This is a genomic window from Mesorhizobium sp. M3A.F.Ca.ET.175.01.1.1 (assembly GCF_004791945.1).
Classification (GTDB): Bacteria; Pseudomonadota; Alphaproteobacteria; order Rhizobiales; family Rhizobiaceae; genus Mesorhizobium.
Genome location: NZ_SRTP01000006.1, coordinates 95,595 through 118,335, shown reverse-complemented (window position 1 = coordinate 118,335; position 22,741 = coordinate 95,595). Strand labels below are relative to the sequence as shown.

The following is a 22,741-nucleotide window of genomic DNA, read 5'->3' as shown; positions in this document are numbered from 1 at the left end:
TTGTGACCGACATGCATCAGAACGAAAGCCGCTGCTCAGACAGCCGCAGGCATGCGGCCGTTGGCGGCCTTTTCCTCCTGCACAGGAACATGCATCCGCCGGCGCCGGATGACCGGCATCGGCGCAAGCTTGAACAGGCCGTAATAGACAATGAAGGAGGCCGTGAAATAGGGGCCGAGGAGTTCGACCTCGAAGAAGGAGCGGATCAGCATCAGCCCGATCGCGCCGGCAAGCACCACCGAATCGGCATTCCAGTCACCGAACACCACCTTCGACACATGACCATAGAAGGCGCGCAGGATGACAAATGCCAGCATGGTGACGCCGATGAAGCCAAGCTCGACCAGGGTTTCAATATAGGTGTTGTGGAAATGGAAGCCGGTGCGGGTCGTGATGTAGAACTCAGCCCACAACCGTTCCGGATCGGCGAAACCCTGGACCCAGTAGGCGGCATAGCCATAGCCGAGCAGCGGGCGTTGCTGCGCCGCCTGCCAGCCCTGCTCCCAAAGATAGGTGCGGCCGGTGAGCGTCGAATCCTTGCCGAACAGGCCGAGCACGAAATCCAGCAGGCCAAGGTTCAAGGCAGCCGTAATGCCGGCGACCAGCGCGCCGGCGCCGACCACGAACAAGACGCGGCGGTAGCGGCGCGAGAGGACCTTGCTCATGGCTAGCAATGCGACGATGCCGATCACCGCCGGCAACGACGCGACGGAGGTCGCCGAGTGGGCGATCGCAAGCATATAGACCGACAGGAGAATGAGCGGAGCGGTCCAGAAGAAGCTCATCCAGTTGCGCCGGTAGAAGGCAAGGAAAACGAGGCTGAAAAAAATGCCGAGCGAAGAGAAGAAGCCTACCTGGTTCTTGGATCCGAAGGCGCCGACAAAATTGAAGGTGCCGTCCATGATGTCGAGCGCGTAAGCGCCGACTTTCAGTGAGTAGAGCAGCACGAAGAAAATTCCGATCAGCGAACCGAGCACAAGCGTACGGACGCTGATGGTGCGAGCGGTGACGAAGGCGCAGAGAATGTGGGAGGAATACTGCACCGCCGCCCGCGCGCTGGTGCCGGCCGCCTGCGACCAGAAGACCGACATGCAGACATAGACCGCGAAAAGGATCGGCAGCCAGGCGCTCGACAGATTCCAGGTAAAGCGCCGGTAGTCGACGAAGAGGAGCGGCAGCCAGACCGCATAATAGGCCAGGATGAGGATCTGGCCGAAATTGCTCGAATAGGCGAAGGCGAAGACAGAAACCGCAACGGCGAATGCCGCGTAGGCCTTGTTTGCGTCCGGGTCGATCAGAATGGATTTCGGAATTTTCATGCCGGATCTTTGTCCGTTGGGCCTCGAACGAGGGCGCAAGCTGGCGGTCGCCCCCCATTCATTGTGCACTGCAACATAACCTATCGCGCTATCGCCGGCGGCTCAACCGGGAAATGTGCTCGTGGCAAAAGGAACGCCGAGATGCTGTGTTGCACAACGAAACGGCCGGAATGGGGCAGGAGCGTTGCAATGGCCCCGGAGTGCGGCGAACTCTATTGCATTGCTTGATGCTGCTGGTGGGATCAAGAATACAGTGGTGAAGGATCGGCGGCGCAGGCTTCGCGCTCCGGTTTGCGATTGGAGGGAAACAAATGGCCAAGCCGCGAATCTTCTTGGGCTCTTCGGGGAAGCAGAAAAAGCTGCTGCAAGCGCTGGAACGAGGGCTTGGGGACATCGCCGATGTCGAACCCTGGACGACCTCCTTCAATCCCGGGACGACCACGCTGGAACGGCTGATCGAGCTTACTCGCGAGGTAGACTTCGCCGCGTTTGTGTTTGCCCAAGACGACTGGACAAGCGCAAGCCTGCCGGCATCGCCTGCCGCGGTACCCGCCCAAGCTTCTCCGCGAGACAATGTGGTGTTCGAAGCCGGACTGTTCGGTGGCGTGCTGGGAATGCGCCGTACCTTTATCCTGCATGCCAATGGCGCCAAGCTGCCCACCGACCTCCTCGGCCTGACGTCGGTGCGTTACGGCGAAGCAATGACCGCCGCGGAGATGAGAGCGATCAACCAGAAACTGCGGAACGCCATCGAGGCCGAGGGCCGCCTTGCCGGCATACAAGGCTTCTGGTGGCAATTTTCGCTGTCGGAGCGGACCACAAAGGAACCTTCCGCCGTAAGCCTTCTGCGGGTCTCGCGAGACCGCTCCGGCTCGCTGGAGCTGGCCGGTCGTTCGTGGCAGGAGAACGGCGCTCTGTCGGCCAGGTACTGGAGCGAAGCGTCGAAGGAGAGAAAGGACCCTTCCGGCATCTTCTACTATTGGAACGGGGAACGTCCGATGGACGTGAACGCAACCCAATTGTACGGAACAGGCGAGATAAAACTGGAGTCTGTCGATCGCGCGTCCGGCTACTTCACGACGCGTTCGGGTAAAGACCCGAAGATGGACGCGCGAACCTCCGGTACCTACCTGCGCGCCGATCCGGAAGATCTGACCATCCTGGACGGACCGGACAACCAGCGGCGCGTGGACCTGATCGCGGAGCGGCTCAGCCACTGGAAGTCAATCAAGAACGTCTGAAACCTCCAGGTTCATCAATATCCCATTCGATGGTCAGATGCGGCCTTGAACTCGTCCGCCGTTGACTCCACAGTCGCCGCCCATCAGGGAGGAATAGCCATGCCGGGTTTCGCGGGACGCTTTGCCGGACGGAGGGCGATCATCACAGGCGGTGCCTCGGGCATCGGCTTGGCGGTGGCGCAACGGATCGTCGAGGAAGGCGGCCGCGTCTCGGTGTGGGATCGCGATCCGGCCCTTGTCGAAGAGGCAAGAGCAGGCGGGCTGGAGGCCGCCGTCGTCGACGTCGCCGATGCAGCCGCGGTCGACGGCGCGGCACGGGAGACGATCGCGCGCCTCGGAGCCGTCGACATCCTCGTCACCAGCGCGGCGATCACCGGGCCGAATCTGACCGCATGGGACTATCCGCTGGAGGACTGGCGCCGGGTCATCGACATCAATCTCAACGGCGTCTTCCACTGCAACAAGGCCCTCGTTCCGCACATGATCGAGCGCAACTATGGCAGGATCGTCAACATCGCCTCGATCGCCGGCAAGGAAGGAAACCCCAACGCTTCGGCCTACAGCACGTCCAAAGCGGCGGTGATCGGGTTTACGAAATCGCTGGGCAAAGAACTGGCCAAGACCAATGTAACGGTGAACTGCGTGACGCCGGCGGCGGTGCGAACCGCGATCTTCCAGCAGATGACGCAGCAGCACATCGACTTCATGCTGTCCAAGATACCTATGGCACGGTTCGGCGAAGTCGCCGAAGTCGCGGCGCTGATCACGTGGATCGCGTCGGAGGAATGTTCCTTCACGACTGGCGCGGTCTTCGACATCTCGGGCGGTCGTGCAACGTATTGAAGTTCCAGGAAACCGCTGCGCAATTTTCCTGGATAACGCAATTTCGGGCGGAAAACCGCTTCACGTTTTTCCTGAAATTTCCTAGCCGTGCAGGTTCTTGGAGATCGGTGGACCGACCGAAAACTCGGAGAACGTGACTTCGAACCCTTCGCGCTGCGGCGAGCAGCACATCACGCCGACATCGATGGTCCTCGAGGGTGGAAAATAGGCAAGCCGCACCGGCTTCCAGTGGGCGTCCGCCGCATCGAGGTACTGAACCCGCACCGCCTCCGCGTGGCGGGTCAGGCGGATGCGGACGCCGTCGGGACCGCCGGGAATGCTGACCAGCGACCAGTCGGAATTGTCGTTGGTGACCACGACGGAGACATAGGCCAGGCCGTCCGAGTATTCGATGCCGGCCTTGATCCAGTGCGTTTCGCTCAGGCGGACCATGAGGCCGGCCTGATCGTAAAGGACCCTGTACTCGCCTTTCACCGTGAGCTCGGCGCTGAAATCGCCTTCGGCCGGCCGGCAGAGAAAGTGGCCGCTGTCGCGGCGGAAACCATAGAAGGTTTCGCGCCAGAAATCGGTTTCCTTGCCGGTGCGGACATGGAGCGTCCCGTCGCCGAACACGTGGTGCGGCGGCGGGTTGAGCCATGTCATGCCGCCAAAGCCCGACAGCATTACGCTGATCCGTTAGCCGGCGAAGGTGTAGGCCGTCTTCACCGTGGTGTAGAACTCCATGGCGTAACGGCCCTGCTCGCGCGGGCCGTAGCTGGAGCCCTTGCGGCCGCCGAACGGCACGTGGAAGTCGACGCCGGCCGTCGGCAGGTTGACCATCACCATGCCGGCCTCCGAATTGCGCTTGAAGTGGGTCGCGTGCTTCAGGCTGGTCGTGCAGATTCCGGAGGTCAGGCCGAAAGGCGTGTCGTTGGCCACAGTCAGCGCCTCGTCGTAGTCCTTGACGCGAATGACGTTGGCGACCGGGCCGAAGATCTCCTCGCGCGAGATGCGCATGGCATTGGTGGCGCCGAGGAAGAGCGCCGGCCTGAGATAGAAGCCGGGCGTCTCGCGTTCCAGCCGCTCGCCGCCGAAGGCGAGTTCGGCGCCTTCCTGGCGGCCGATGGCGATATAATCCTCGTCCTGCTTGAGCTGGCTCTGGTCGACGACGGGACCGATCTGGGTCTTGGCGTCCAGCGCGTCGCCAATGACCAGCTTGTCCATACGCTCCTTGAGCGCGTCGACGAAACGGTCGTGAATGCCCTCGGTGACGACAAGGCGCGAGGATGCCGTGCAGCGCTGGCCGGTCGAGAAATAGGCGCCGTTGATTGCGCAGTCGACGGCGACCGCGAGGTCGGCGTCGTCGAGCACGACGAGCGGGTTCTTGCCGCCCATTTCGAGCTGGAACTTGCGCATGTGCTCGACGCTGGCGGCCGCCACCCGCTTGCCGGTGCCGACCGAGCCGGTGAAGCTGATAGCGTTGACATCCGGGCTGTCGAGCATGGCCTGGCCGACCACCGAGCCCTTGCCCATGACGAGGTTGAGCACGCCCTTGGGCAAGCCGGCCCGATGCAGGATATCGACGATCGTCCAGGCGCTCTCGGGAACCAGGTCGGCCGGCTTGAACACGATGGTGTTGCCGTAGGCGAGCGCCGGCGCGATCTTCCAGGCGGGGATGGCGATCGGGAAGTTCCACGGCGTGATGATGCCGACGACGCCGACGCCTTCGCGGGTCATCTCGACGCCGACGCCCGGCCTGACGCTCGGCACGAGCTCACCCGACAGGCGCAGCGTCTCGCCGGCGAAGAAGTCGAATATCTGGGCAGCGCGGATGGTCTCGCCGACGCCTTCGGCCAGCGTCTTGCCTTCCTCGCGCGCCAGCGACCGGCCGATCTCATCCTTGCGCGCCAGGATTTCATCGGAGGCTTTCTTCAGCACGGCGTGGCGGGCCAGCGGGCCGGAGCGCGACCATGCCGGGAACGCGGCCTTGGCAGCTGCGATGGCCTGCTTCGCCTCCTCCGGTCCGGCCGAGGCGTACTCGCCGACCACATCGTCGGTGTTCGACGGGTTGATGTTGCGCGAGCCGGCTTCGCCCAGCCACTCGCCGTCGATAAGGTTCTTGCGGAGCACGGTCATGTTGATTCCTTCGAGACTGGCTGGACGGCGACGCGACCGTCATTTGTCAGACAATTGATATAGCACTGCCTGCGAAAAGGTCTACCCGAGACCTTCGATAAACGTAGGCGCGAAGCGGTGGAAGTCCATCAAGCGCGACCGCGACGACCTGTCACGACCAAGGCGCGTCCCGCTGAATGCATGCCGTTGCCGAAAACCGCCGCGCAGGCCTTGGGCAACACGCGGCGCCTCAGATGGAAAAGGACCAGAACAGGCAGGCCAGCGTGGCCGCGGCGAAGATGACGAAGAACAGGCTTCTGAGCAGGATGTTGCGGCGAAGCTCATTCATGGTGAGATGCGCACCTGCGATCGCCGCGACGAACAGGAAGCGCCAGTTGACCAGCGTCCAGACCGCGTCGTGCTGGCCGAATGCCCAGCGGGCGAGAAGCGAGCCGACGATGGTCGAAAACAGCACGATCGTCGCCCAGAAGATCGCGTCGGCGGCATGAGTGAGCACAATGCCGGCGGCGCGGATAGGCAGGATCATCATCAGCAGCGCGCTGAAGAAATAAATCGCCGCGATCGCCAGGAAGGATCCCGCCTCGGCGATGCCGTCGAGGCGTTTCATGCCGAAGGCGCCGTATGGATAACCATGGCGGGCGACCGCCAGCGAAAGCGCCATCAGCAAGGCGCTCAGAACCGTAACCAATGCGAATGTGCCGAGAGCCTTGCTCATGCCGTTCCCTGTCGAGACGAATCAACGGGAGTCTAGCAGAGCGCGGCTGCCGAACACCGCAATTCACCTCTCGGCAGCATCGAAGCGTCAGGGCTTTTGCGATGCCCGGACGAGTTCGGCCTTGTGCCGGGCGGTCTCCATGCCGACGTCGATGAACCGGCGCGCATGGCGGGCTAGCTCCATGTTGTCGGTCCACAGATTGCGCCAGATCGCCGTCTTCCTCGACAGGTTCTCGTCGACGATCTCGGAAGAGAAGGATTCGAAGCTGAGGTCGTCCCTATAGCCGATCGCCGTCAGCGCATCGAAGATCGCGGCGAAATCGATGCTGCCGGTGCCGAGGAAACCGCGATGGCTCTCGCCGATATGGACATAGCCGATCTTCTTCGCGGCATGACGGATGGCCAGCCCGGCATCTGCCTCCTCAATGTTCATGTGGAATGTATCGAGATGCAGGAAGATGTTGTCGGAGCCGGTGTCCTCGATGAAGGCAAGCCCCTGCGCGGCGGTGTTGAGCAGGTTGCTCTCGAAGCGGTTGACAATTTCGAGGTTGAGCGTGACGCCGGCTGTCTTGGCGGTCTCCGCGACCTCGGCGAGGGTCGCAGCGCTGCGGTTCCACTGCTCGCGCGTGGGCGGCTCTGTCTGCAAACCGTGGCTGGCCGAAAGAATGCCGCCGACCTTGCGGCCGCCGAGATCGCGCGTGAGCGCGATGGTGCGGTTCAGGATTTCGACGCCGCGCGCGGCGACCGTCTTGTCGGGGCTTGAAATGTCGCCATCTGCGGGCAGGCCGATGCTGATCGCAACTCCCAGACGATGATCGGCGATGCTTTTGGCCAGCTTGGCGATATCGACGTCGGCCGGGTCGAGATAGGAGAACTCGATCAGGTCGAAGCCGGCTTCCTTTGTGTTGGCCAGCGTGCGCTCGAGGTCTTTCTGCGCCGAGCTCGCCGACCAGACGAAAGAATGGATACCAATGCGCGACATGTTCGTCTCCGTCTGCGGGGATGAGGCGCGGCCGGGTCGACCCGGCCGCGCCAGCCTTTGGCAGCGCTAGCGGGCCGCGGTCCAGCCCTTGTAGTCCTTAAGGTTCTCGGCGGTGATCAGCTTCGGGTCGAGCAGGACCACGGGCTCGGCCGGCTTCTTGCCGGCAAGCACGTCTGCCGCCATCTGCAGCGACTGACCGGCCATCACATAGGGATCCTGCGAGGCGGACGCCTTGATCATCGAGGTGCCGGAGGCGAACTCCTTCTCGATGTCGGGAGCGCCGTCGACCGCGGTGAAGATGAATTCCGAGCGGTTGAGCTGCTTGGCCGCGAGCTGAGCGCCGATGGCCGTCGGATCGTTGATGGCGAACACCGCGTCGATCTTGTCGAAGCGGGTGAGCAGCGACTGGAACACCTTCAGGCCGCCGTCGCGGGAGCCTTCGGCGTTCTGGTCGTCGGACAGGATCTTGATGTCCGGATGCTGCGAGAGAACATCCTTGCAGCCCTTGACGCGCTCCAGGATCGAGGACGATGCCGGGCCGTTGAGGATGACGTAGTCGCCCTTGCCGCCGGTGTGGTCGACCAGATACTGGCAAGCTTCCTCGCCCGCCTTGACGTTGTTGGTCATCACGGTGACGTCGGCGCCCGGTGCCGAAACGTCAAAGGCAGCGACCACGATGCCGGCCGCCTGCGCCTTCTTGACGGCAGGCGCGATCGCCTTGGCGTCGACCGCGTTGAGCATGATCACGTCGACGCCGGCGGCGATGAAGGAATCGATCTGCGAGACCTGCTTGTTGAGATCGTAGTCCGCCGATACCGACGTCACCTCGACCTTGGGATTGATCTTCTTGGCCGCGTCCTCGATGCCCTTGATGGTGGCGACGAAGAAGGGATTGCCGAGCAGGCCGACCGAGATGCCGACCTTGTTGAGGTCCTTGGCCGATGCCGGCGCGACGGCGAGCGCCGCGATGGCTGCGCCGCAGAGCAGTTTGGCGATGGTCTTCATTTACTTGCTTCCTCCGATTGCGCCGCGCCTCTCACGGTGCGTTACAAACAATCCGGCTCGTCCGAGCCGGCGACCAAGGTCAATCACGTTCTTGCGCCGGCCTGGAGCCGGTAACGGTCGAGGGCGACCGCCACGATGATGACCAATCCCTTGATGATGTACTGCCAGATGTCGGAGACACCGGCCAAAATGAGTCCGTTGGAGAGCACCGCGATGATCAGGCCGCCGATCAGCGTGCCCCAGATCGAGCCGACGCCGCCGACGCAGCTGGTGCCGCCGAGGATTACGGCAGCGATGGCATCGAGCTCGTAGGATTGGCCGAGCTGCAGACCGTTGGCGGCATAGAGTCGGGCCGCCGACATCACGCCGCCGAGGCCGGCAAGCAGGCCGGAGACCCCATAGACGAAGAGCAGCACGAGCGGCACCTTGATGCCGGTGAGGCGCGCCGCCTCGGCATTGCCACCCACGGCATAGATCCAGGTGCCGAGCACCGTGCGCTTGAGCACCATCCAGGACAGCACCACCACCGTCAGCGCGATGATGACCAGCCACGGAATGCCGAGCAGCGAGCCATTGCCGATGAAGTCGAACGGCAGGTCGGAATTGAACACGGTGGTGTCCTCGCCGAGCAACCGGGCGAGGCCGCGCACCGCGGTGAGCGAGCCCAGCGTGACGATGAAGGGCGGCAGCCTGACATAGGCGACGAGCAGCCCATTGATGACGCCGAAGCCGAGGCCGACCAGGATGGCGGCGGGAATGCCGAGCATGCCCCAATCCGGCACCAGCGACACCAGCACTGCCACCATCGCCGACGCGGCCAGGACGGAGCCGACGGAGAGGTCGATGCCGCCGGTGAGAATAACGAAGGTCATGCCGGCGGCGAGCACGATGTTGATCGACGATTGCTGGCTAACGATCAGCAGGTTGGTGCCGGTGAGGAAACGCGGGTTGATCAGCTGGAAGGCGGCCGCAAGCAGCACCAGCACGGGCAGCATGCCGAGCGCGGCGAAGGCCGTGCGCAACCGCCGACTCCTGAGCGCCGCCTGGTCCGCTGTCGTCGTTGCCGATGTGCTGTCGGTCATCGCTTCGGTCCTTCCTGGGCCGCTCCCGTCGCAAGTTCCATGATCGCTTCCTGACGAAGCGGCTCGCCGGCCGACGCCGTCACCTCGCCGACGATGGCGCCGTCGCGCATCACCAGCACGCGGTCGGCGACGCCGATCACTTCCGGCAATTCGCTGGAGATCATCAGGATGGCGATGCCCCTGCTGGCGAGATTGTCGATCAGCCGGTAGATCTCCGACTTGGCGCCGACATCGACGCCGCGCGTCGGCTCGTCGAGAATGACGACCTTCGGCTCGGTTTCCAGCAGGCGGGCGAGCAGCACCTTTTGCTGGTTGCCGCCCGACAGCGAGCCGGCATTGGCCTGCGCCGACCTCGTGCGGATCGACAGGTCGGCGACCGCCTTGGCGGCGCGCCGGTCGGCGGCGGCGAAATCGCGGAAGCCGCCGGCGCGCGCATCCCTGGGGAGCACGCCCATGTTGATGTTGTCGGAAATCGACATGTCGAGGAACAGGCCGAGCTCCTTGCGGTCCTCAGTGAGATAGGCGATGCCGGCCTCGAGCGCCTCGCGCGGCGAGGCGATGGCGAGCGGCTTGCAGTCGAGCTTCAGCTCGCCCGCGCTGCGCCGGTCGGCGCCGAAAATCAGTCTGGCGAGCTCGGTGCGGCCGGAGCCGACCAGCCCGGCAAGCGCCAGCACCTCGCCGTGATAGAGGTCGAACGAGCAGTCCTTCAACAGCCTGCCGTCCGACATGCCGCGCACCGACAGCGCCACCTTGCGCTTGCTGTCCGGCGGGCGATGATCCTTCTTGTAGAAGGCCGAGAGGTCGCGGCCGACCATCATCGAGACAAGGCGCGAAGCGTTGAGATCGGCGCGCTCCAGAGTGCCGACATAGCCGCTGTCGCGCAGCACGCTGACGCGGTCGGCGAGCTGGTAGACCTCCTCCATGCGATGGCTGATGTAAATGATGGCGATCCCTTGTGCCTTGAGCGCGGCAATGACTTCGAACAGCCTTTCGGTCTCGCGCGAGGTCAGCGAGGTGGTCGGCTCGTCCATGACGATGATGCGGGCGCTGGTCGACAGCGCGCGGGCGATCTCGACCAGCTGACGCTCGCCGAGCGACAGGCTGGAGACCAGGGCGCGCGCCGAGAAGGAAACACCAAGCCGGCCGATGATGTCCCGGGCACGCCGGTTGCACCGATCGCGGTCGACGATGCCGAACCTGCGCGGCTCGTTGCCGAGGAAGATGTTCTGCGCGACGGTGAGGTTCGGCGCCAGCGATAGTTCCTGGTAGATGACGGCAATGCCGTGGGCGCGGGCCTTGATCGGATCGCCGGTGGCAATCGGCGCGCCGTCGATGAGGATCTCGCCGCCGGCATCGGGCCGGTAGGCGCCGGACAGCACCTTCATCAGCGTCGACTTGCCGGCGCCGTTCTCGCCCATCAGCGCGTGCAGTTCGCCGGCGTTCACGGCGAGCGACACATCCTGCAGTGCGCGGATAGGGCCGAAGGTCTTGGAGATGTGACGCATCTCCAAGACCGGCCTCTGCGTCGCCTCGACATGGGCGGCGGAGCTCATCGCGCACCTCCCGCCGACCGGGCGACGCCGCGCTCGGCAATGAGGCCGCGCCATTGGTCACGGTAGCCGGTCAGACCCCGGAAGCTCGCAGCACGCGCCGGCTGCGGCTTCTCGGCGGCGAATTCGCGGCCGACGCTCTCGAAGGCGAGCGCGGCCGCACCGGTGGCACTGCCTTCCAGCGTGGAGCCCTGCAGGAAAGATTGGCCGGGGCGCAGCGCGGCCAAAAGACCGGCGAGCAGGCCGCCCGCATTGAGGCCGCCATCGACGATGACCGCGCCCAGCGAACGGATCATGTCGAGCGAGAGGTCGACCATCAGCGCGACATAGAGCAGCGCCATGGCCGCGCGTTCCTCGCCATGGGAAACGCTGCCTATGATTTCACCTGCCCGGCCGGGCATCGGGCCGCCCGGGGCAAAGCTCGGCAGGGCCATGACGCCGGCATCGATTGCCTGCTGTATGGAAGCCGGAGCAATGGTGCCTTGCCAGTTGCCGCTGATGGCCGCGAACTCGCGCCCGCCCATGAAACGGATGGTGGGCACCGGGCCGCCGTCTACATCGACATTGACCAGCATGTCGCGGTCGCGGTCGAGCGCCTCGAGCGGGCAGTCCGGGTTGAGGACGATCACCCAAGTGCCGGTCGACACCACGGTGAGCGGCCCGAGTTCCTGCCGCCGATGGACATGGAGCGCGGCGTTGCTGTCATGGACGCCGTTGTGGATGGCGACGGACTTGCCGGCCTTGCCGAAACGCCGCTCCCCGATGACCGCGCCGGCACGGGCGAAGGCCGGCATCCGGCCGCGCCATCCTTCGGCGTCGACCAGCGAGGAGAAGTCGCGCCGACGCGGCGCCCACAGATGCGAATGGCAGCCGAGATAGGACACTTCCGAAACGGCGCGGCCGCCGAAGCGCCAGCTCCAATATTGCGAATAGCCGAGGATCGACGTCGCCGCCGCGAAGGCGCCGGGCTCAACCTCCTGCAGCCACAGCATGTGACGGCCGTAGTTGAAGCCGAGCGGCAGGCGCGGCGAGAAGGTCTCGGCGAAATCGGGAATGCGACGATCGATCCGCGCGGCGATTTCGGCCGGCGGTTCCTGCTCGTAGTCGAGGATCGGATGCGTCAGCGCCATTTCGTCGACCAGGGCGAACGTGCAGCCATGGCCGGACACCATCAGGGCTTCGATGCCATGGCCGTCGACGGCCTCGTTGACCGCAGCGAGCGCCCAGTCATGAAGCGCCGCCTCGTCGAGCACGCTGAAACCATCTTTGCGTATCCAGTCGGGCCTGGTGCGCCGCTCGTCGAGGATGTGCCCGTCCTGTCCGAAGACGAACAGCTTCGAATTGGTCTTGCCGAAATCAAGCACCGCCACCTTCACTGGACGGCTCCCGAGGACGGCGCGATGCGCACCGCGACGCCGGCGTCCTCCAGCATGCGCGCGTCGGCATCGGAAAGACCGTCGTCGGTCACCAGCGTGCCGATGCGCGACAGCGGCAGCGCGACATTGCGGGCGTGGATCGACAGCTTGCGGCTGTCGGCCAACACCACGATCTGGTCAGCGCAGAGGCTGAGATCGACGATCGAGCGCACCAGGAGAGGATGCGATTCCAGCACGCCTTCATGACCGAGACCCTGCGCGCCGAGGAAGAATTTCGAAGCGTAGAAAGGCACCGATTGGGTGAGCGAATGGATGATGCCGGGTTCGCGGTGCAGGTCGCCGCCGGCGATGGTGAGGCTGCAGTGGCCGTGATCGCAGAGATAGGCCGCGAGCGGCATGGAATTGGTGAAGAGGCGGATATTGCGCTCGGCAAGCCTGACGCCAAGCTGGAAGCAGGTCGAGCCGCCATGGACGATGACGGCATCGCCGTCGCGCACCATGGTCGCGGCGACGGCGGCGATCTGCCGCTTGGCGTCGACCGCCAGATCCCGGTTCTCGTCATAGGGCCTGGCATAGGCGACGCTGGCGTGGGCCGCGCCGTCGAGAGCCGATATGCCGCCGTAGACCTTCCGCGCCTCGCCGGCCTCGTCGATCTTGTCGATGTCGCGCCTGACCGTCGCGGCCGACACTCCAAGACGCTCCTGCAGTTCGCGCACCGACGCGAAGGGGCGGTCGCGCAACAGCTCGACGATCTGACGCTGGCGGCCGGAGTCGCTCAAGTCTTTCCCTCCCGAGATGCCATTTTCCACGGCAATTGGCGCAACTTACTCAACACCAGGCGGAATGCAAGTTATTTTGACGATACTAGATCACTGTTGACGTAAGTCGCTCGCATCTGCGATATCAGCGCCGAACGCTCCCCGACGGGAGATGATGCCGGACCCGATCAAGCCATCGGAGGACAAGCGCCATGGCGACTGAAGCTGACGCGCAGGAACTGGCCGCCTTGCGGGCGCTTTCGGCAAGGATCGGCAGCAATCCGCATCTGACCCAGGCGGCCGGCGGCAACACTTCGCTGAAAGCCGGCGATACGCTGTGGATCAAGGCTTCCGGAACCTGGCTGAAGGATGCCCTATCCGACGACATCATGGTGCCGGTGGCGATGACGCCGCTGATCGAGGCCGTCAAACGGCACGATCCGGCCGCGGACAAGCCGCAGGCCTTCGCCATCGATGCGCTCAATCCGCGCGGGCTGCGCCCGTCGATCGAGACCACGGTGCACGCGTTGATGCCGCAGCGGGTCGTGCTGCATGTCCATTGCGTGGATACCATCTCGCTCGCGGTCCAGGCCGATTGTGAAAGCGAGGCCGCGCGGCGTCTCGAGGGCATCGAATGGGCCTATGTTCCCTATCGCCGGCCGGGCCTGCCGCTTGCCCAGGGCATTGCCGAACGGCTCCGGCCCGGAGTCGACGTGCTGATCCTCGGCAATCACGGGCTGGTCGTGGCCGCCGAGACCGTGGCCGAGGCGGAGCGTCTGCTGCATCGGGTCAGGTCGCTTCTGGCGCGCCCGGCGCGAGTGATGGCGAGACCGGATGTCGAGGCCCTGACGGCGCTTGCCGGAGACAGCGGCTACAGATTGCCGGCAGATGCCGAGGCGCATGCGGTGGCGCTCGACGTGGACAGCTGCCGCATGGCCGAAGCCGGCAGCCTCTATCCGGACCATGTCATCTTCCTCGGCCAGGGCTCGGTGCTGGCAAGACCCGGCGAGCAGGTTGCCGATGTCGCCGCGCGGCTGGGCGAAGACCCGGTCGCGGTCCTCTTTCCCGGCGCCGGCGTGCTGATGCGCGGCGACGCCAGCTCGGGCGCGGACGCCATGCAGCGCTGCCTTGCCGACGTGACTGTCCGGATCGACATCACGGCGCGGCTGAATTACCTCACCGCCGCCGAGAATGACGAACTGATCAACTGGGATGCCGAGCAGTATCGCCAGAAACTCAACGCGGCGGGCTAGGCGCATGGCGCCGCTTGCCATAGGCATCGACGTCGGCACCTCCGGGTCGCGGGCTGTCGCGATGCGGCCGGATTTTTCAATAGCAGCGCATGCCGCAGCACCGCTCGAACGCTTCGGCGCGAACGGGCGCGATCCCGCCGTCTGGTGGGCCGCGGTCGAGGCGACGCTGAAGGAGCTGCTCTCCGGCATTGACCGCGCGGCGGTGCGCGCGATCGCCGTCGACGGCACGTCTGGCACCCTGCTGCCGGTCGACGGCGCCGGGCTGCCGCTGGCCGAGCCGCTGATGTACAACGACAGGGTTCCGGACGACGCGGTCCTCGCCGCGATCGCCCGTTGGGCGCCGGAAACAAGCGCCGCGCATGGGGCGACATCGGGCCTCGCCAAGGCGCTCTGGTTCCAGCGGCTGCCCGGCGTCCATGCCGTGCTTCACCAGGGCGACTGGATCGCCGGGCAATTCTCAGGCCGTTTCGACGTCAGCGACGAGAACAACAGCCTGAAGACCGGCTATGACGCCGAGGCGCGACGCTGGCCAGACTGGATCGCGGCGACCGGCATGCGCATGGCGCTGCTGCCCGCGGTCGTCAGGCCGGGCAGCGTCACCGGCACCCTTACGGCCGCCGCCGACCTGTTCGGGCTGCCGCGCGAGGTGGCGATTGTTGCCGGCACCACGGATGGCTGCGCCTCATTCCTGGCGACGGGCGCCACAGGCGTGGGCGAGGGTGTCACCGCGCTCGGATCGTCGCTGACCATCAAGATCCTGTCCGGCCGGCCGATCTTTGCGCCGCGCTATGGCATCTACAGCCATCGGCTGGGCGACGCCTGGCTAGCGGGGGGCGCCTCGAACACCGGAGGCAAGGTTCTTGCCCAGCATTTCACGCTGGACCGCATCGTCGAGCTCAGCGCCGCGATCGATCCCGCAACCCAGACCGGCCTCGACTACTATCCGCTCGGGGTACCCGGCGAGCGTTTCCCAATTGCCGATCCTTCGCTGCAGCCGCGCCTGCTGCCGAGGCCGGCATCCGACGCCGACTATCTCAAGGCGATGCTGGAAGGCATCGCGGCCATCGAGGCGCTCGGCTATCGGAGGCTTGCCGAACTCGGCGCGCCGAAGCTCACCTCGGTGCGCAGCGTCGGCGGGGGCGCCGCAAATGCCGCCTGGACCGCGATCCGACGGCGCAAGCTCGGAGTCGATTTCCTGCCCGCGCTCTCAAACGAAGCCGCCGCCGGCACCGCGCGGCTGGCCCTGATGGGCGCAAAGGAAGCGGGGCTGCTTTGAGCGCGAAACAGGCCAAACATCTCGACGGGATCGCAGCGCTGGCCGAACGCTACGGGGTCTTCCTGCTCGACCAGTTCGGCGTGCTGCATGACGGCAGAGAGCCTTATCCCGGCGCGGTCGAAGCCTTGTCGGCGCTGAAGCGCGCCGGCAAGGCGGTGGTGCTGATCTCGAATTCCGGCAAGCGGGCGGCGCCCAACGAGCGGCGGCTGCTCAAGCTCGGCTTCGAGGCCGGGAGCTGGGACCATTTCGTGTCGTCCGGCGAGGTGGCCTGGCGAAGGTTCAAGGGCATGGTGGGCTCGGGCGCCTTGAAGCCCGGCACAAGATGCCTGCTGGTCAGCCGCGACGGCGACCGTTCGGCAATCGAAGGCCTCCCCCTGACCGTAACCGACAGCGGCGACGACGCGGAGCTGGTGCTGCTCTCGGCCAGCGAGGGCGATCGCTACGATCTCGATCATTACAGCGCGCTGCTTGGCCCGGCCGCAGCGCGGCGGGTGCCGTGCTTCTGCACCAATCCCGACCGGATCATGCTGACCGCGGTTGGCCCGCGTTTCGGCGCCGGCGAGATCGCCGGCCTCTATGAGCGCCTCGGCGGCAGCGTCAGCCGCATCGGCAAGCCTTACCCGGCGATCTTTGAAGCGGCGCTGGGGACGGCCGGAAATCCGGCGCGCGACAACATTGTCTGCGTCGGCGACAGCATCGAGCACGACATCGCAGGCGGGGCCGGTGCAGGCGTGGCGACCGTGCTGGTCTTGTCCGGGATATTGGCCGATAGCGGCGATCTGGCCGGACTGTACCGAGAGCTTGGCGCGTGGCCCGATTACACTCTCGACGCCTTCCGCTGGCGCTGACCTATCCGATGCGAGCGCCGCTTTCCGGGTCGAACAGATGCAGCGCGGCCGGATCGGCTGACAGCCGCACGGTGTCGCCCGGCCTGACATTGCTGCGGCCCATGACGAAGACGCAGACCTGCTGATTGGCCAGCCTGACATAGAACTGCGTCGAGAGGCCCAGTGGCTCGACCACCTCGACCTCGGCCTTCAGGGCGCCGTCGTCGATCAGCTTGATATGCTCGGGCCGCAGCCCGACGGTCAGCGCATCGCCATCCGTCAATGGCAGGCCGTCCGGCAGCCTGAGCTTGTGGCCGTCGGCCAGCACCGCATCGACCTTGCCGCCCTTGGCGACCTTGGCCGGCAGGAAGTTCATCCCCGGCGAGCCGATGAAGCCGGCGACAAAGGCATTGGCCGGGCGGTCGTAGAGCTCCAGCGGGTGGCCGACCTGCTGCACATAGCCGTCATGCATGACGACGATACGGTCGGCCATGGTCATCGCCTCGACCTGGTCGTGGGTGACATAGACCGAGGTGGTCTTGAGCTGCTGGTGCAGCGCCTTGATCTCGGCGCGCATGTGGACGCGCAGCTTGGCGTCGAGGTTCGACAGCGGCTCGTCGAACAGGAACACTTTCGGGTCGCGCACGATGGCGCGGCCCATGGCGACGCGCTGGCGCTGGCCGCCGGAGAGCTGGCGCGGGAGGCGGCCGAGGAAGCTATCCAGGCCCAGACGCTTGGCCGCGGCGCCGACCCTGCCATCGATCATGGTCTTCTCGGCCTTCTTCAGCATCAGGCTGAAGCCCATGTTCGAGGAGACGTCCATGTGCGGATAGAGCGCGTAGGACTGGAACACCATGGCGATGTCGCGGTCTTTCGGCGCGACGTCGTTGACCAGGCGCTCACCAATGCGGATCTCGCCGCCGGTGACCTCCTCAAGCCCGGCAATCATGCGCAGCAGCGTGGACTTGCCGCAGCCGGACGGACCGACGAGGACGACGAACTCGCCGTCAGCGATCTCGAGATCGACGCCGTGCAGGATGCGCAGCGCGCCGTAATCCTTCTCGACATGTTGCAGGGTGACGGAAGCCATCTTTTATCCTTTGACCGCGCCGGCGGTGAGGCCGGTGACGAGATAGCGTTGCAGGAAGGCGAAGAAGATGCAGACCGGGATCAGCGCCAGGATCGAGGCGGCCATCATCTGCCCCCAGTCGACGGCGAATTTGCCGATGAAGGTGAGCAGGCCGACGGCAAAGGTCTTCTGCTCATCGCTGGAGATCAGCATCAGCGCGAACAGCAACTCGCTCCAGGCGGCGGTGAAGACGAAGCCGAGCGTCGCGCCCATGCCGGGCAAAGTCAACGGGACGATCACCCGGCGCATCGCCTGGGCACGCGTGCAGCCGTCGATCATCGCCGCCTCCTCCAGATCCTTCGGAATGCCGTCGAAGAAGGACTGCATGAGGAAGGTGGCGAAGGCGGTGTTGAAGGCGGTGTAGATGATGATCAGGCCGGTCAGGCTGTTGGTGAGGCCGAGATCGCCCATGATACGATAGATCGGCGGAATGACCATGACGAGCGGGAAGGTCTGGGTCAGCAGCAGCAGGATGGCCAAGGTAGCCTTGCCACGGAAGGCGAAGCGCGACATGGCGTAGCCAGCCAGCGTGGCGATGACGGTGACCAGTGCCGCCGTCGATACCGAGACGATGACGCTGTTCAGGAAATAGCGCGGGAAGTCGGAGGCTTCGAGCACGGTGTCGAAGTTGCGCAGCGTCATCTCAGACGGCCAGAAGGTGATGCCTTCGGAGTAGAGCAGCCGCTCCGGCGTCACCGAGATCTTCAGCGTCCAGAAGATCGGGAACAGCGCGAAGATCACGTAGGCGGCAATCGCGCCGTAGAGACCGATGCCGCCGGCAATGCGCGAGGAGGTGGAGCGTCCGGCGATCATCAGACGTGCCTCACCAACGTGCGGCGGATGGCGATCAAGCCGATCGCATAAGCAATCAGCAGCACCAGCAGCAGCACCGCGACCGCCGAGGCATAGCCCTTATCCAGCGATTTGAAGGCGCTGACATAGATGTAGACCGGCACCGTGCTGGTCGAGCCCGCCGGTCCGCCCTCGGTCATGACAAAGATGAGGTCGGCGAAGGTGGCGATCCAGATGGTGCGCAGCATGACGGTGATGACGATGGTCGGAGCCAGGAAAGGCAGCGTCACCTTGGTGAAGCGCTGCCAGGGCGAGGCGCCGTCGATGGCGGCGGCCTCGTGCAATTCGGACGGGATCGACTTCAGCGCCGCCAGCAGCGTAATGGCGAAGAAGGGAATGCCGAACCAGATGTTGGCGACGATCGGCCCCCACATGGCGGTGGCGGGATCGGACAGCACATTGGTCGGCTCGGCCTTCAGCCCGAGCGCGAAGAGCCAGTGCGGCAGCGGCCCAATGATCGGGTTGAACAGCCACGCCCAGGTGAGGCCCGACAGAAAGGAGGGCACCGCCCAGGGCAGGAACACCACCGCCTGCACTATCCTGCGGCCATGGAACGGCTTGTCGAGCAGCAGCGCCAGGCCGAGCCCGAGGAAGAACTGGAAGAACAGGCTGGCGACCGTCCACCACAGCGTGTTGACCAGCGCCTGGCCGAGCACGGCGTCGGAGAGCATCGCCTCATACTGACCGAGGCCGACATATTCCGATTTGAAGGCAGAGAACTTACGGAACGAATAGCCGATGCCGATGATCAGCGGCACCAGGAGCACCACGACCAGCAGGACGATTGCCGGCGACAGATAGAGCCAAGGCTCGATCGCCGCCTTGCTCAGCCGCTTGTTGCGCGGCCTGGCGGCGGATCGGATTTCGGACACGGCGTAGGTCATGCGGTGCTCGCGGTAAGTAGTGGGTGCCGGCGCAGACGACAGCGCCCTTCTCCCCGTTCACGGGCAGAAGATGCCGGCAGGCAGATGAGGGGCGGAGCCAGCTTCTCGGAACTCGGCGCTGCCCCTCATCCGTCACTTCGTGACACCTCTCCCCGTTGAACGGGGAGAAGGCAGAGTGGGCGTCACTTCTTATTTTTCGCCAGCCAGGCCTGCTGCTCCTTGGTCAGGAACGCCGCCCATTCGTCGGCCACCTGCTTGGCGGGCTTCTGGCCGAGCAGCACTTCCTGGAAGTTCTTGATCGCCACCTGGTCGACGAAGTTGCCGAGGTTTTCCAGATGCGTCGGCGGCGTCACCATTTCATATTTGGAGCTGTCGCTCAGCTCGGTGAACCAGCCCTTGAACTGCTCGGTCTTGAAGTGAGCGTCCTGGTCGGCGCCGTTGTGGATCGGGACGACCCCGACTTCCTTTGCCCATTCCAGATTGTCCTTGGGCGACAGAAGCGTCGCCATCAGCTTCCAGCTCTCTTCCTTGTGCTGGGAGTTGGCGAACATAGCCCAACCTGCATAGCCCAAGGTCGGGTAGGACTTGCCGCTCGGTCCGACCGGCAACGGCGCCACGGCGAAGTCGTCGGCGCTCATCTTGTCGGCGATGCCCAGCAGCGCGTCGGGATCCTGGTTGAGCATGGCGCAGGTGCCGGAATAGAAACCGGTCACCGTCTCGTTGAAGCCCCAGCTCACGGAATCCTTCGGCGCCAGGCCGTTCTTGTACATGTCGGCCAGCATCTGCAGGCCCTTGACCGAGCCCTCGTCGTTGATGGTCGAGGTGCCGTCCTCGGTGAAATAGCCGCCCTTGCCGTCGGCGATGTTCATGAACATGTGCATGCCGTTGAAGGCGCCGGGGCCGCCGCGCAGGCAGTAGCCGTATTTGCCGGGGATGGCGGAGATCTTCTTGGAGAACTCGACGAACTCGTCGAGCGTTGCCGGCGGACGGTCGAGACCCGCTTCCTTGAACAGCTTCTTGTTCCAGAACAGCGCGTTCACATAGTAGCCGTAGGGGATCATGAACTGCGTGTTGTTGACGGTAGAGCCGAATTGCTTGGCGCGGTCGCCGAGCGTCTTGGCGTCGTCCCATTTGGCCATGTAGGGGCCGAGATCCTCGAGCTGGCCGTTGTTGGCGTAGAGGCCCATCCAACGTTCCGGCATCTCGACCACGTCGGGCGTGTCGCCGGCCTGGACCATGGTGAGAAACTTCTCGAACGCCTGGCCCCAGGGCAGCGAGACGAGCTCGACCTTGATGCCGGGATTGGCCTGCTCGAACTCGGCGATCTGCTTCTTCAGGAATTCGGTGCGCGGCGGACTGGTGATGACCTCGACCATCTTAATGGTGGTGTCGGCCAGCGCGGCCCCGGCGGAGATCGCCAGGCCGGCAACGGCGGCAAGCATGAATGTCAGTCTTTTCATGTTCGAAACTCCCATTTTGTACTCTGGTTATCTTCTTGCCTTGTCGAAGGCCTGGGCGATGTCCGTCCAGAGGTCCTCGACATTCTCCAACCCGACATTGAAGCGGATGGTTCGGGGGCTGACGCCGAAGCGCGCCATCGAATTGAGACCCGGCGTCTGCTCGAGCGAAGCCTTTGCCGGCACGACCAGGCTTTCGTGGCCGCCCCAGCTGACGCCGATGCGGAACAGCCTGAGCGCATCGACGAAAGCCGGAATGTCGACATCCTCGGCGACCTCGAAGGAGAACAGCCCGGCATAGCCGGCAAGTGTCTGCTTGCCGGGATGGTTGGAATAGGCAGGGTGGTTGACCCGCTCAACCTTGCCATGTGCTTTCAGCCGCTCGGCCAGCATGAGCCCGCTCTTCATATGATGCGGCAGTCTGAGCGGCAGCGTGCGCAGCCCGCGCAGCAAGAGCCAGCCCTCGAAAGGCGACAGCTTGCCGCCGAGCGAGGAATAGGTCTGCTCGTTGATGTGCCTGATATGCGCGGCCGAGCCGGCCACCACGCCGGCAACGGTGTCGCTGTGGCCGCCGAGGTACTTCGAAGCCGAATGCAGCACCAGATCGACACCGTGCGAGATCGGCTTCTGGAAGACAGGCGTGGCCCATGAATTGTCGAGGGTGGTGACGATGCCCTGTTCCCTCGCCAGCCGCGTCAGATGGGCGATGTCCTGCAACTCGAACATCATCGAGGTCGGACTTTCGAGATAGAGCAGCTTGGCGCCGGGAAGCGCCGCCGCCACGGCGTCGGGATCGGAACCGTCGACATAGTCGACCTTGATCTGCAAGCGCGGGAACAGCCGTTCGAACAGCCGGTAGGCATCGCCGTAGCAGTTACGTACGGCAACCATGCGCTGGCCGGCGCCGACGAAGGCGAGCACCGTGGCGCTGATGGCCGCCATGCCGCTTGAGAAGCCGCGCGCGGCCTCGGCGCCTTCGAGCGCCGCGACACGCGCCTCGAACTCCATCACCGTCGGATTGTCGCCGCGCGAATAGATCGGCTGGCGGCGACGGCCGGCGAAGGTGTCGGCCATGTCGGCATAGCTGTCGAAGGTGAACAGAGACGTCTGGTAGATCGGCGGCACCACCGCCCCGCCGGGAAACGGATCGTCATGGGCGAGAAGCGTGGCGGCCTCGCCGAGATAGTCGCTGGCCAGAGAAGCCGGGTCGAAACCGGTCGGGTGCTCGTTCATCTGCGGTCCGAAAGTTTGAGGTTGGCGGCGCCGCGCTTCAGGTCGTCCTCGACGGTGGCGATGAGCTTCAGCGCCTCGTCGCGGGCCCCGTCCGGATCGTGCGCGGCGATGCAGTCGAAGATGGTGCGGTGATAGGGAAAGCTGGCATGGCCGAAGTCGCGCACGCCGAGCGGATGTTCCCAGAAGCGGTGGAACATCTCGTACATGGCGGCGATGATCTGCTCGAACAGCGGATTTCCCGAGGCACGGAAGACCGCCTGATGGAATTCCCAGTCCTCCTCCGACGACATGCCGGCGCGGGTGTGGAAGGCCTCTTCCATGATGTCGAGCTTGCGTTCGATCTCTGCGATCTCGGCCTTGCCGGCGCGGACGGCGCAAAGGGCGGCGGCCTCGGCCTCCAGCGCGCGGCGGATCTCCAGCGTGGACATCAGGCCGGCGAAATCATTGCCGCCGGCCAATGTCAGCGGCATGTGCAACATATCGGGCGAGACGGCCGCCTTGAGATAGGTACCGCTGCCCTGCCGCCGCTCAACCAGGCCCAACCCTTCCCAGCGGGTGAGCGCTTCGCGCACCGTGTTGCGGCTGACCTTGAGACGCTCCGCCAGGATGCGCTCGGTCGGCAGCTTTTCACCCGGGCCAAGGGCCTCCTGCCTGACGAAGCCCGCCAACGCCTTGAGCACCGCGTCGTCGCGGGCCGTGGTCTGGATGGGCGGCAGGAGATCGGTCACGCCAAAACCTAAAGTGGTTCAATGGTCCAACCAATTTCTGCACGCACTACGACATGAGTCAATCATTTTTTCTGGAGTCGTCACCTGATGTAGTGACCGTGAAGTTCAGATCGGTCA

21 protein-coding genes are annotated in these 22,741 nt (G+C 64.8%); 5 read left to right on the top strand and 16 right to left on the bottom strand.

Going from position 1 to position 22,741, the window contains the following annotated elements; genetic code table 11:
- Positions 1 to 35: 35 nt before the first annotated feature.
- The gene (locus tag EN818_RS16325) at positions 36 to 1,319 is read right to left on the bottom strand and encodes an O-antigen ligase (protein WP_135904793.1); all 1,284 of its coding nucleotides are present in this window, start codon (positions 1,317 to 1,319) and stop codon (positions 36 to 38) included.
- A 311-nt stretch (positions 1,320 to 1,630) separates the two neighbouring features.
- Here EN818_RS16325 and EN818_RS16320 point away from each other — a divergent pair, with 311 nt between their 5' ends.
- Positions 1,631 to 2,560: a TIR domain-containing protein gene (locus EN818_RS16320; protein WP_095806708.1), complete on the top strand. Its 930-nt coding sequence runs from the start codon at positions 1,631 to 1,633 to the stop codon at positions 2,558 to 2,560.
- 99 nt (positions 2,561 to 2,659) lie between these two features.
- Entirely contained in the window at positions 2,660 to 3,403 is a 744-nt protein-coding gene (locus EN818_RS16315; protein ID WP_095806709.1) for an SDR family NAD(P)-dependent oxidoreductase, read from the top strand.
- An 81-nt stretch (positions 3,404 to 3,484) separates the two neighbouring features.
- Here the strand turns inward: EN818_RS16315 and EN818_RS16310 are convergent, their stop codons facing one another.
- The 9 genes from EN818_RS16310 to EN818_RS16270 all read right to left on the bottom strand — a co-directional run bounded on the left by EN818_RS16310 (position 3,485) and on the right by EN818_RS16270 (position 13,006).
- Positions 3,485 to 4,066, bottom strand: a complete 582-nt coding sequence (locus tag EN818_RS16310; protein WP_095806710.1) for a DUF1349 domain-containing protein — start codon at positions 4,064 to 4,066, stop codon at positions 3,485 to 3,487.
- A 12-nt stretch (positions 4,067 to 4,078) separates the two neighbouring features.
- The gene (locus EN818_RS16305) at positions 4,079 to 5,518 is read right to left on the bottom strand and encodes an aldehyde dehydrogenase family protein (RefSeq protein WP_095806711.1); all 1,440 of its coding nucleotides are present in this window, start codon (positions 5,516 to 5,518) and stop codon (positions 4,079 to 4,081) included.
- A 229-nt stretch (positions 5,519 to 5,747) separates the two neighbouring features.
- The gene (locus EN818_RS16300; protein ID WP_095806712.1) at positions 5,748 to 6,233 is read right to left on the bottom strand and encodes a hypothetical protein; all 486 of its coding nucleotides are present in this window, start codon (positions 6,231 to 6,233) and stop codon (positions 5,748 to 5,750) included.
- Positions 6,234 to 6,320: 87 nt separating this feature from the next.
- Entirely contained in the window at positions 6,321 to 7,214 is an 894-nt protein-coding gene (locus EN818_RS16295; protein ID WP_095806713.1) for a sugar phosphate isomerase/epimerase, read from the bottom strand.
- 66 nt (positions 7,215 to 7,280) lie between these two features.
- Positions 7,281 to 8,219: an ABC transporter substrate-binding protein gene (locus tag EN818_RS16290; RefSeq protein ID WP_095806714.1), complete on the bottom strand. Its 939-nt coding sequence runs from the start codon at positions 8,217 to 8,219 to the stop codon at positions 7,281 to 7,283.
- Positions 8,220 to 8,302: 83 nt separating this feature from the next.
- Entirely contained in the window at positions 8,303 to 9,301 is a 999-nt protein-coding gene (locus tag EN818_RS16285; protein WP_135904791.1) for a ribose ABC transporter permease, read from the bottom strand.
- Positions 9,298 to 10,854, bottom strand: a complete 1,557-nt coding sequence (locus EN818_RS16280; protein ID WP_095806716.1) for a sugar ABC transporter ATP-binding protein — start codon at positions 10,852 to 10,854, stop codon at positions 9,298 to 9,300. The genes EN818_RS16285 and EN818_RS16280 overlap by 4 nt, the downstream gene beginning before the upstream one ends.
- A complete protein-coding gene (locus EN818_RS16275; RefSeq protein WP_095806717.1) occupies positions 10,851 to 12,227 on the bottom strand; it encodes a carbohydrate kinase in 1,377 nt (458 codons plus the stop codon). The genes EN818_RS16280 and EN818_RS16275 overlap by 4 nt, the downstream gene beginning before the upstream one ends.
- A complete protein-coding gene (locus EN818_RS16270) occupies positions 12,224 to 13,006 on the bottom strand; it encodes a DeoR/GlpR family DNA-binding transcription regulator (RefSeq protein WP_095806718.1) in 783 nt (260 codons plus the stop codon). The genes EN818_RS16275 and EN818_RS16270 overlap by 4 nt, the downstream gene beginning before the upstream one ends.
- Before the next feature lie 191 nt (positions 13,007 to 13,197).
- On the opposite strand from EN818_RS16270, the gene EN818_RS16265 reads away from it, so the two are divergent.
- The 3 genes from EN818_RS16265 to EN818_RS16255 are packed head-to-tail and all read left to right on the top strand — an operon-like array spanning position 13,198 to position 16,362.
- Entirely contained in the window at positions 13,198 to 14,238 is a 1,041-nt protein-coding gene (locus EN818_RS16265; protein ID WP_095806719.1) for a class II aldolase/adducin family protein, read from the top strand.
- A 4-nt stretch (positions 14,239 to 14,242) separates the two neighbouring features.
- Entirely contained in the window at positions 14,243 to 15,514 is a 1,272-nt protein-coding gene (locus EN818_RS16260; RefSeq protein ID WP_095806720.1) for an FGGY-family carbohydrate kinase, read from the top strand.
- On the top strand, positions 15,511 to 16,362 hold the full coding sequence (locus tag EN818_RS16255) for a TIGR01459 family HAD-type hydrolase (RefSeq protein WP_095806721.1): 852 nt from the start codon (positions 15,511 to 15,513) through the stop codon (positions 16,360 to 16,362). The genes EN818_RS16260 and EN818_RS16255 overlap by 4 nt, the downstream gene beginning before the upstream one ends.
- A 1-nt stretch (position 16,363) precedes the next feature.
- Here EN818_RS16255 and ugpC read toward each other — a convergent pair whose 3' ends face one another.
- From ugpC to EN818_RS16225, 6 genes are all read right to left on the bottom strand, one after another.
- Positions 16,364 to 17,431, bottom strand: a complete 1,068-nt coding sequence (gene ugpC, locus EN818_RS16250; protein ID WP_095806722.1) for a sn-glycerol-3-phosphate ABC transporter ATP-binding protein UgpC — start codon at positions 17,429 to 17,431, stop codon at positions 16,364 to 16,366.
- Between the two features lie 3 nt (positions 17,432 to 17,434).
- Positions 17,435 to 18,283 carry a carbohydrate ABC transporter permease gene (locus tag EN818_RS16245; protein ID WP_095806723.1) on the bottom strand — a complete coding sequence of 283 codons (849 nt, stop codon included), beginning with the start codon at positions 18,281 to 18,283 and terminating at the stop codon, positions 17,435 to 17,437.
- On the bottom strand, positions 18,283 to 19,206 hold the full coding sequence (locus tag EN818_RS16240) for a sugar ABC transporter permease (protein ID WP_095806724.1): 924 nt from the start codon (positions 19,204 to 19,206) through the stop codon (positions 18,283 to 18,285). The genes EN818_RS16245 and EN818_RS16240 overlap by 1 nt, the downstream gene beginning before the upstream one ends.
- 182 nt (positions 19,207 to 19,388) lie before the next feature.
- Positions 19,389 to 20,666, bottom strand: a complete 1,278-nt coding sequence (locus EN818_RS16235) for a sugar ABC transporter substrate-binding protein (RefSeq protein ID WP_095806725.1) — start codon at positions 20,664 to 20,666, stop codon at positions 19,389 to 19,391.
- A 27-nt stretch (positions 20,667 to 20,693) separates the two neighbouring features.
- Positions 20,694 to 21,896 carry a PLP-dependent transferase gene (locus EN818_RS16230; protein ID WP_135904789.1) on the bottom strand — a complete coding sequence of 401 codons (1,203 nt, stop codon included), beginning with the start codon at positions 21,894 to 21,896 and terminating at the stop codon, positions 20,694 to 20,696.
- Positions 21,893 to 22,624: a FadR/GntR family transcriptional regulator gene (locus EN818_RS16225; protein WP_095806727.1), complete on the bottom strand. Its 732-nt coding sequence runs from the start codon at positions 22,622 to 22,624 to the stop codon at positions 21,893 to 21,895. The genes EN818_RS16230 and EN818_RS16225 overlap by 4 nt, the downstream gene beginning before the upstream one ends.
- Positions 22,625 to 22,741 lie beyond the last annotated feature (117 nt).

Coding starts and splice junctions, on each gene's coding strand:
- EN818_RS16325 (WP_135904793.1), bottom strand. CDS start 1,319: ATGAAAATTCCGAAATCCATTCTGATCGACCCGGACGCAAACAAGGCC.
- EN818_RS16320 (WP_095806708.1), top strand. CDS start 1,631: ATGGCCAAGCCGCGAATCTTCTTGGGCTCTTCGGGGAAGCAGAAAAAG.
- EN818_RS16315 (WP_095806709.1), top strand. CDS start 2,660: ATGCCGGGTTTCGCGGGACGCTTTGCCGGACGGAGGGCGATCATCACA.
- EN818_RS16310 (WP_095806710.1), bottom strand. CDS start 4,066: ATGCTGTCGGGCTTTGGCGGCATGACATGGCTCAACCCGCCGCCGCAC.
- EN818_RS16305 (WP_095806711.1), bottom strand. CDS start 5,518: ATGACCGTGCTCCGCAAGAACCTTATCGACGGCGAGTGGCTGGGCGAA.
- EN818_RS16300 (WP_095806712.1), bottom strand. CDS start 6,233: ATGAGCAAGGCTCTCGGCACATTCGCATTGGTTACGGTTCTGAGCGCC.
- EN818_RS16295 (WP_095806713.1), bottom strand. CDS start 7,214: ATGTCGCGCATTGGTATCCATTCTTTCGTCTGGTCGGCGAGCTCGGCG.
- EN818_RS16290 (WP_095806714.1), bottom strand. CDS start 8,219: ATGAAGACCATCGCCAAACTGCTCTGCGGCGCAGCCATCGCGGCGCTC.
- EN818_RS16285 (WP_135904791.1), bottom strand. CDS start 9,301: ATGACCGACAGCACATCGGCAACGACGACAGCGGACCAGGCGGCGCTC.
- EN818_RS16280 (WP_095806716.1), bottom strand. CDS start 10,854: ATGAGCTCCGCCGCCCATGTCGAGGCGACGCAGAGGCCGGTCTTGGAG.
- EN818_RS16265 (WP_095806719.1), top strand. CDS start 13,198: ATGGCGACTGAAGCTGACGCGCAGGAACTGGCCGCCTTGCGGGCGCTT.
- EN818_RS16260 (WP_095806720.1), top strand. CDS start 14,243: ATGGCGCCGCTTGCCATAGGCATCGACGTCGGCACCTCCGGGTCGCGG.
- ugpC (WP_095806722.1), bottom strand. CDS start 17,431: ATGGCTTCCGTCACCCTGCAACATGTCGAGAAGGATTACGGCGCGCTG.
- EN818_RS16245 (WP_095806723.1), bottom strand. CDS start 18,283: ATGATCGCCGGACGCTCCACCTCCTCGCGCATTGCCGGCGGCATCGGT.
- EN818_RS16240 (WP_095806724.1), bottom strand. CDS start 19,206: ATGACCTACGCCGTGTCCGAAATCCGATCCGCCGCCAGGCCGCGCAAC.
- EN818_RS16235 (WP_095806725.1), bottom strand. CDS start 20,666: ATGAAAAGACTGACATTCATGCTTGCCGCCGTTGCCGGCCTGGCGATC.
- EN818_RS16230 (WP_135904789.1), bottom strand. CDS start 21,896: ATGAACGAGCACCCGACCGGTTTCGACCCGGCTTCTCTGGCCAGCGAC.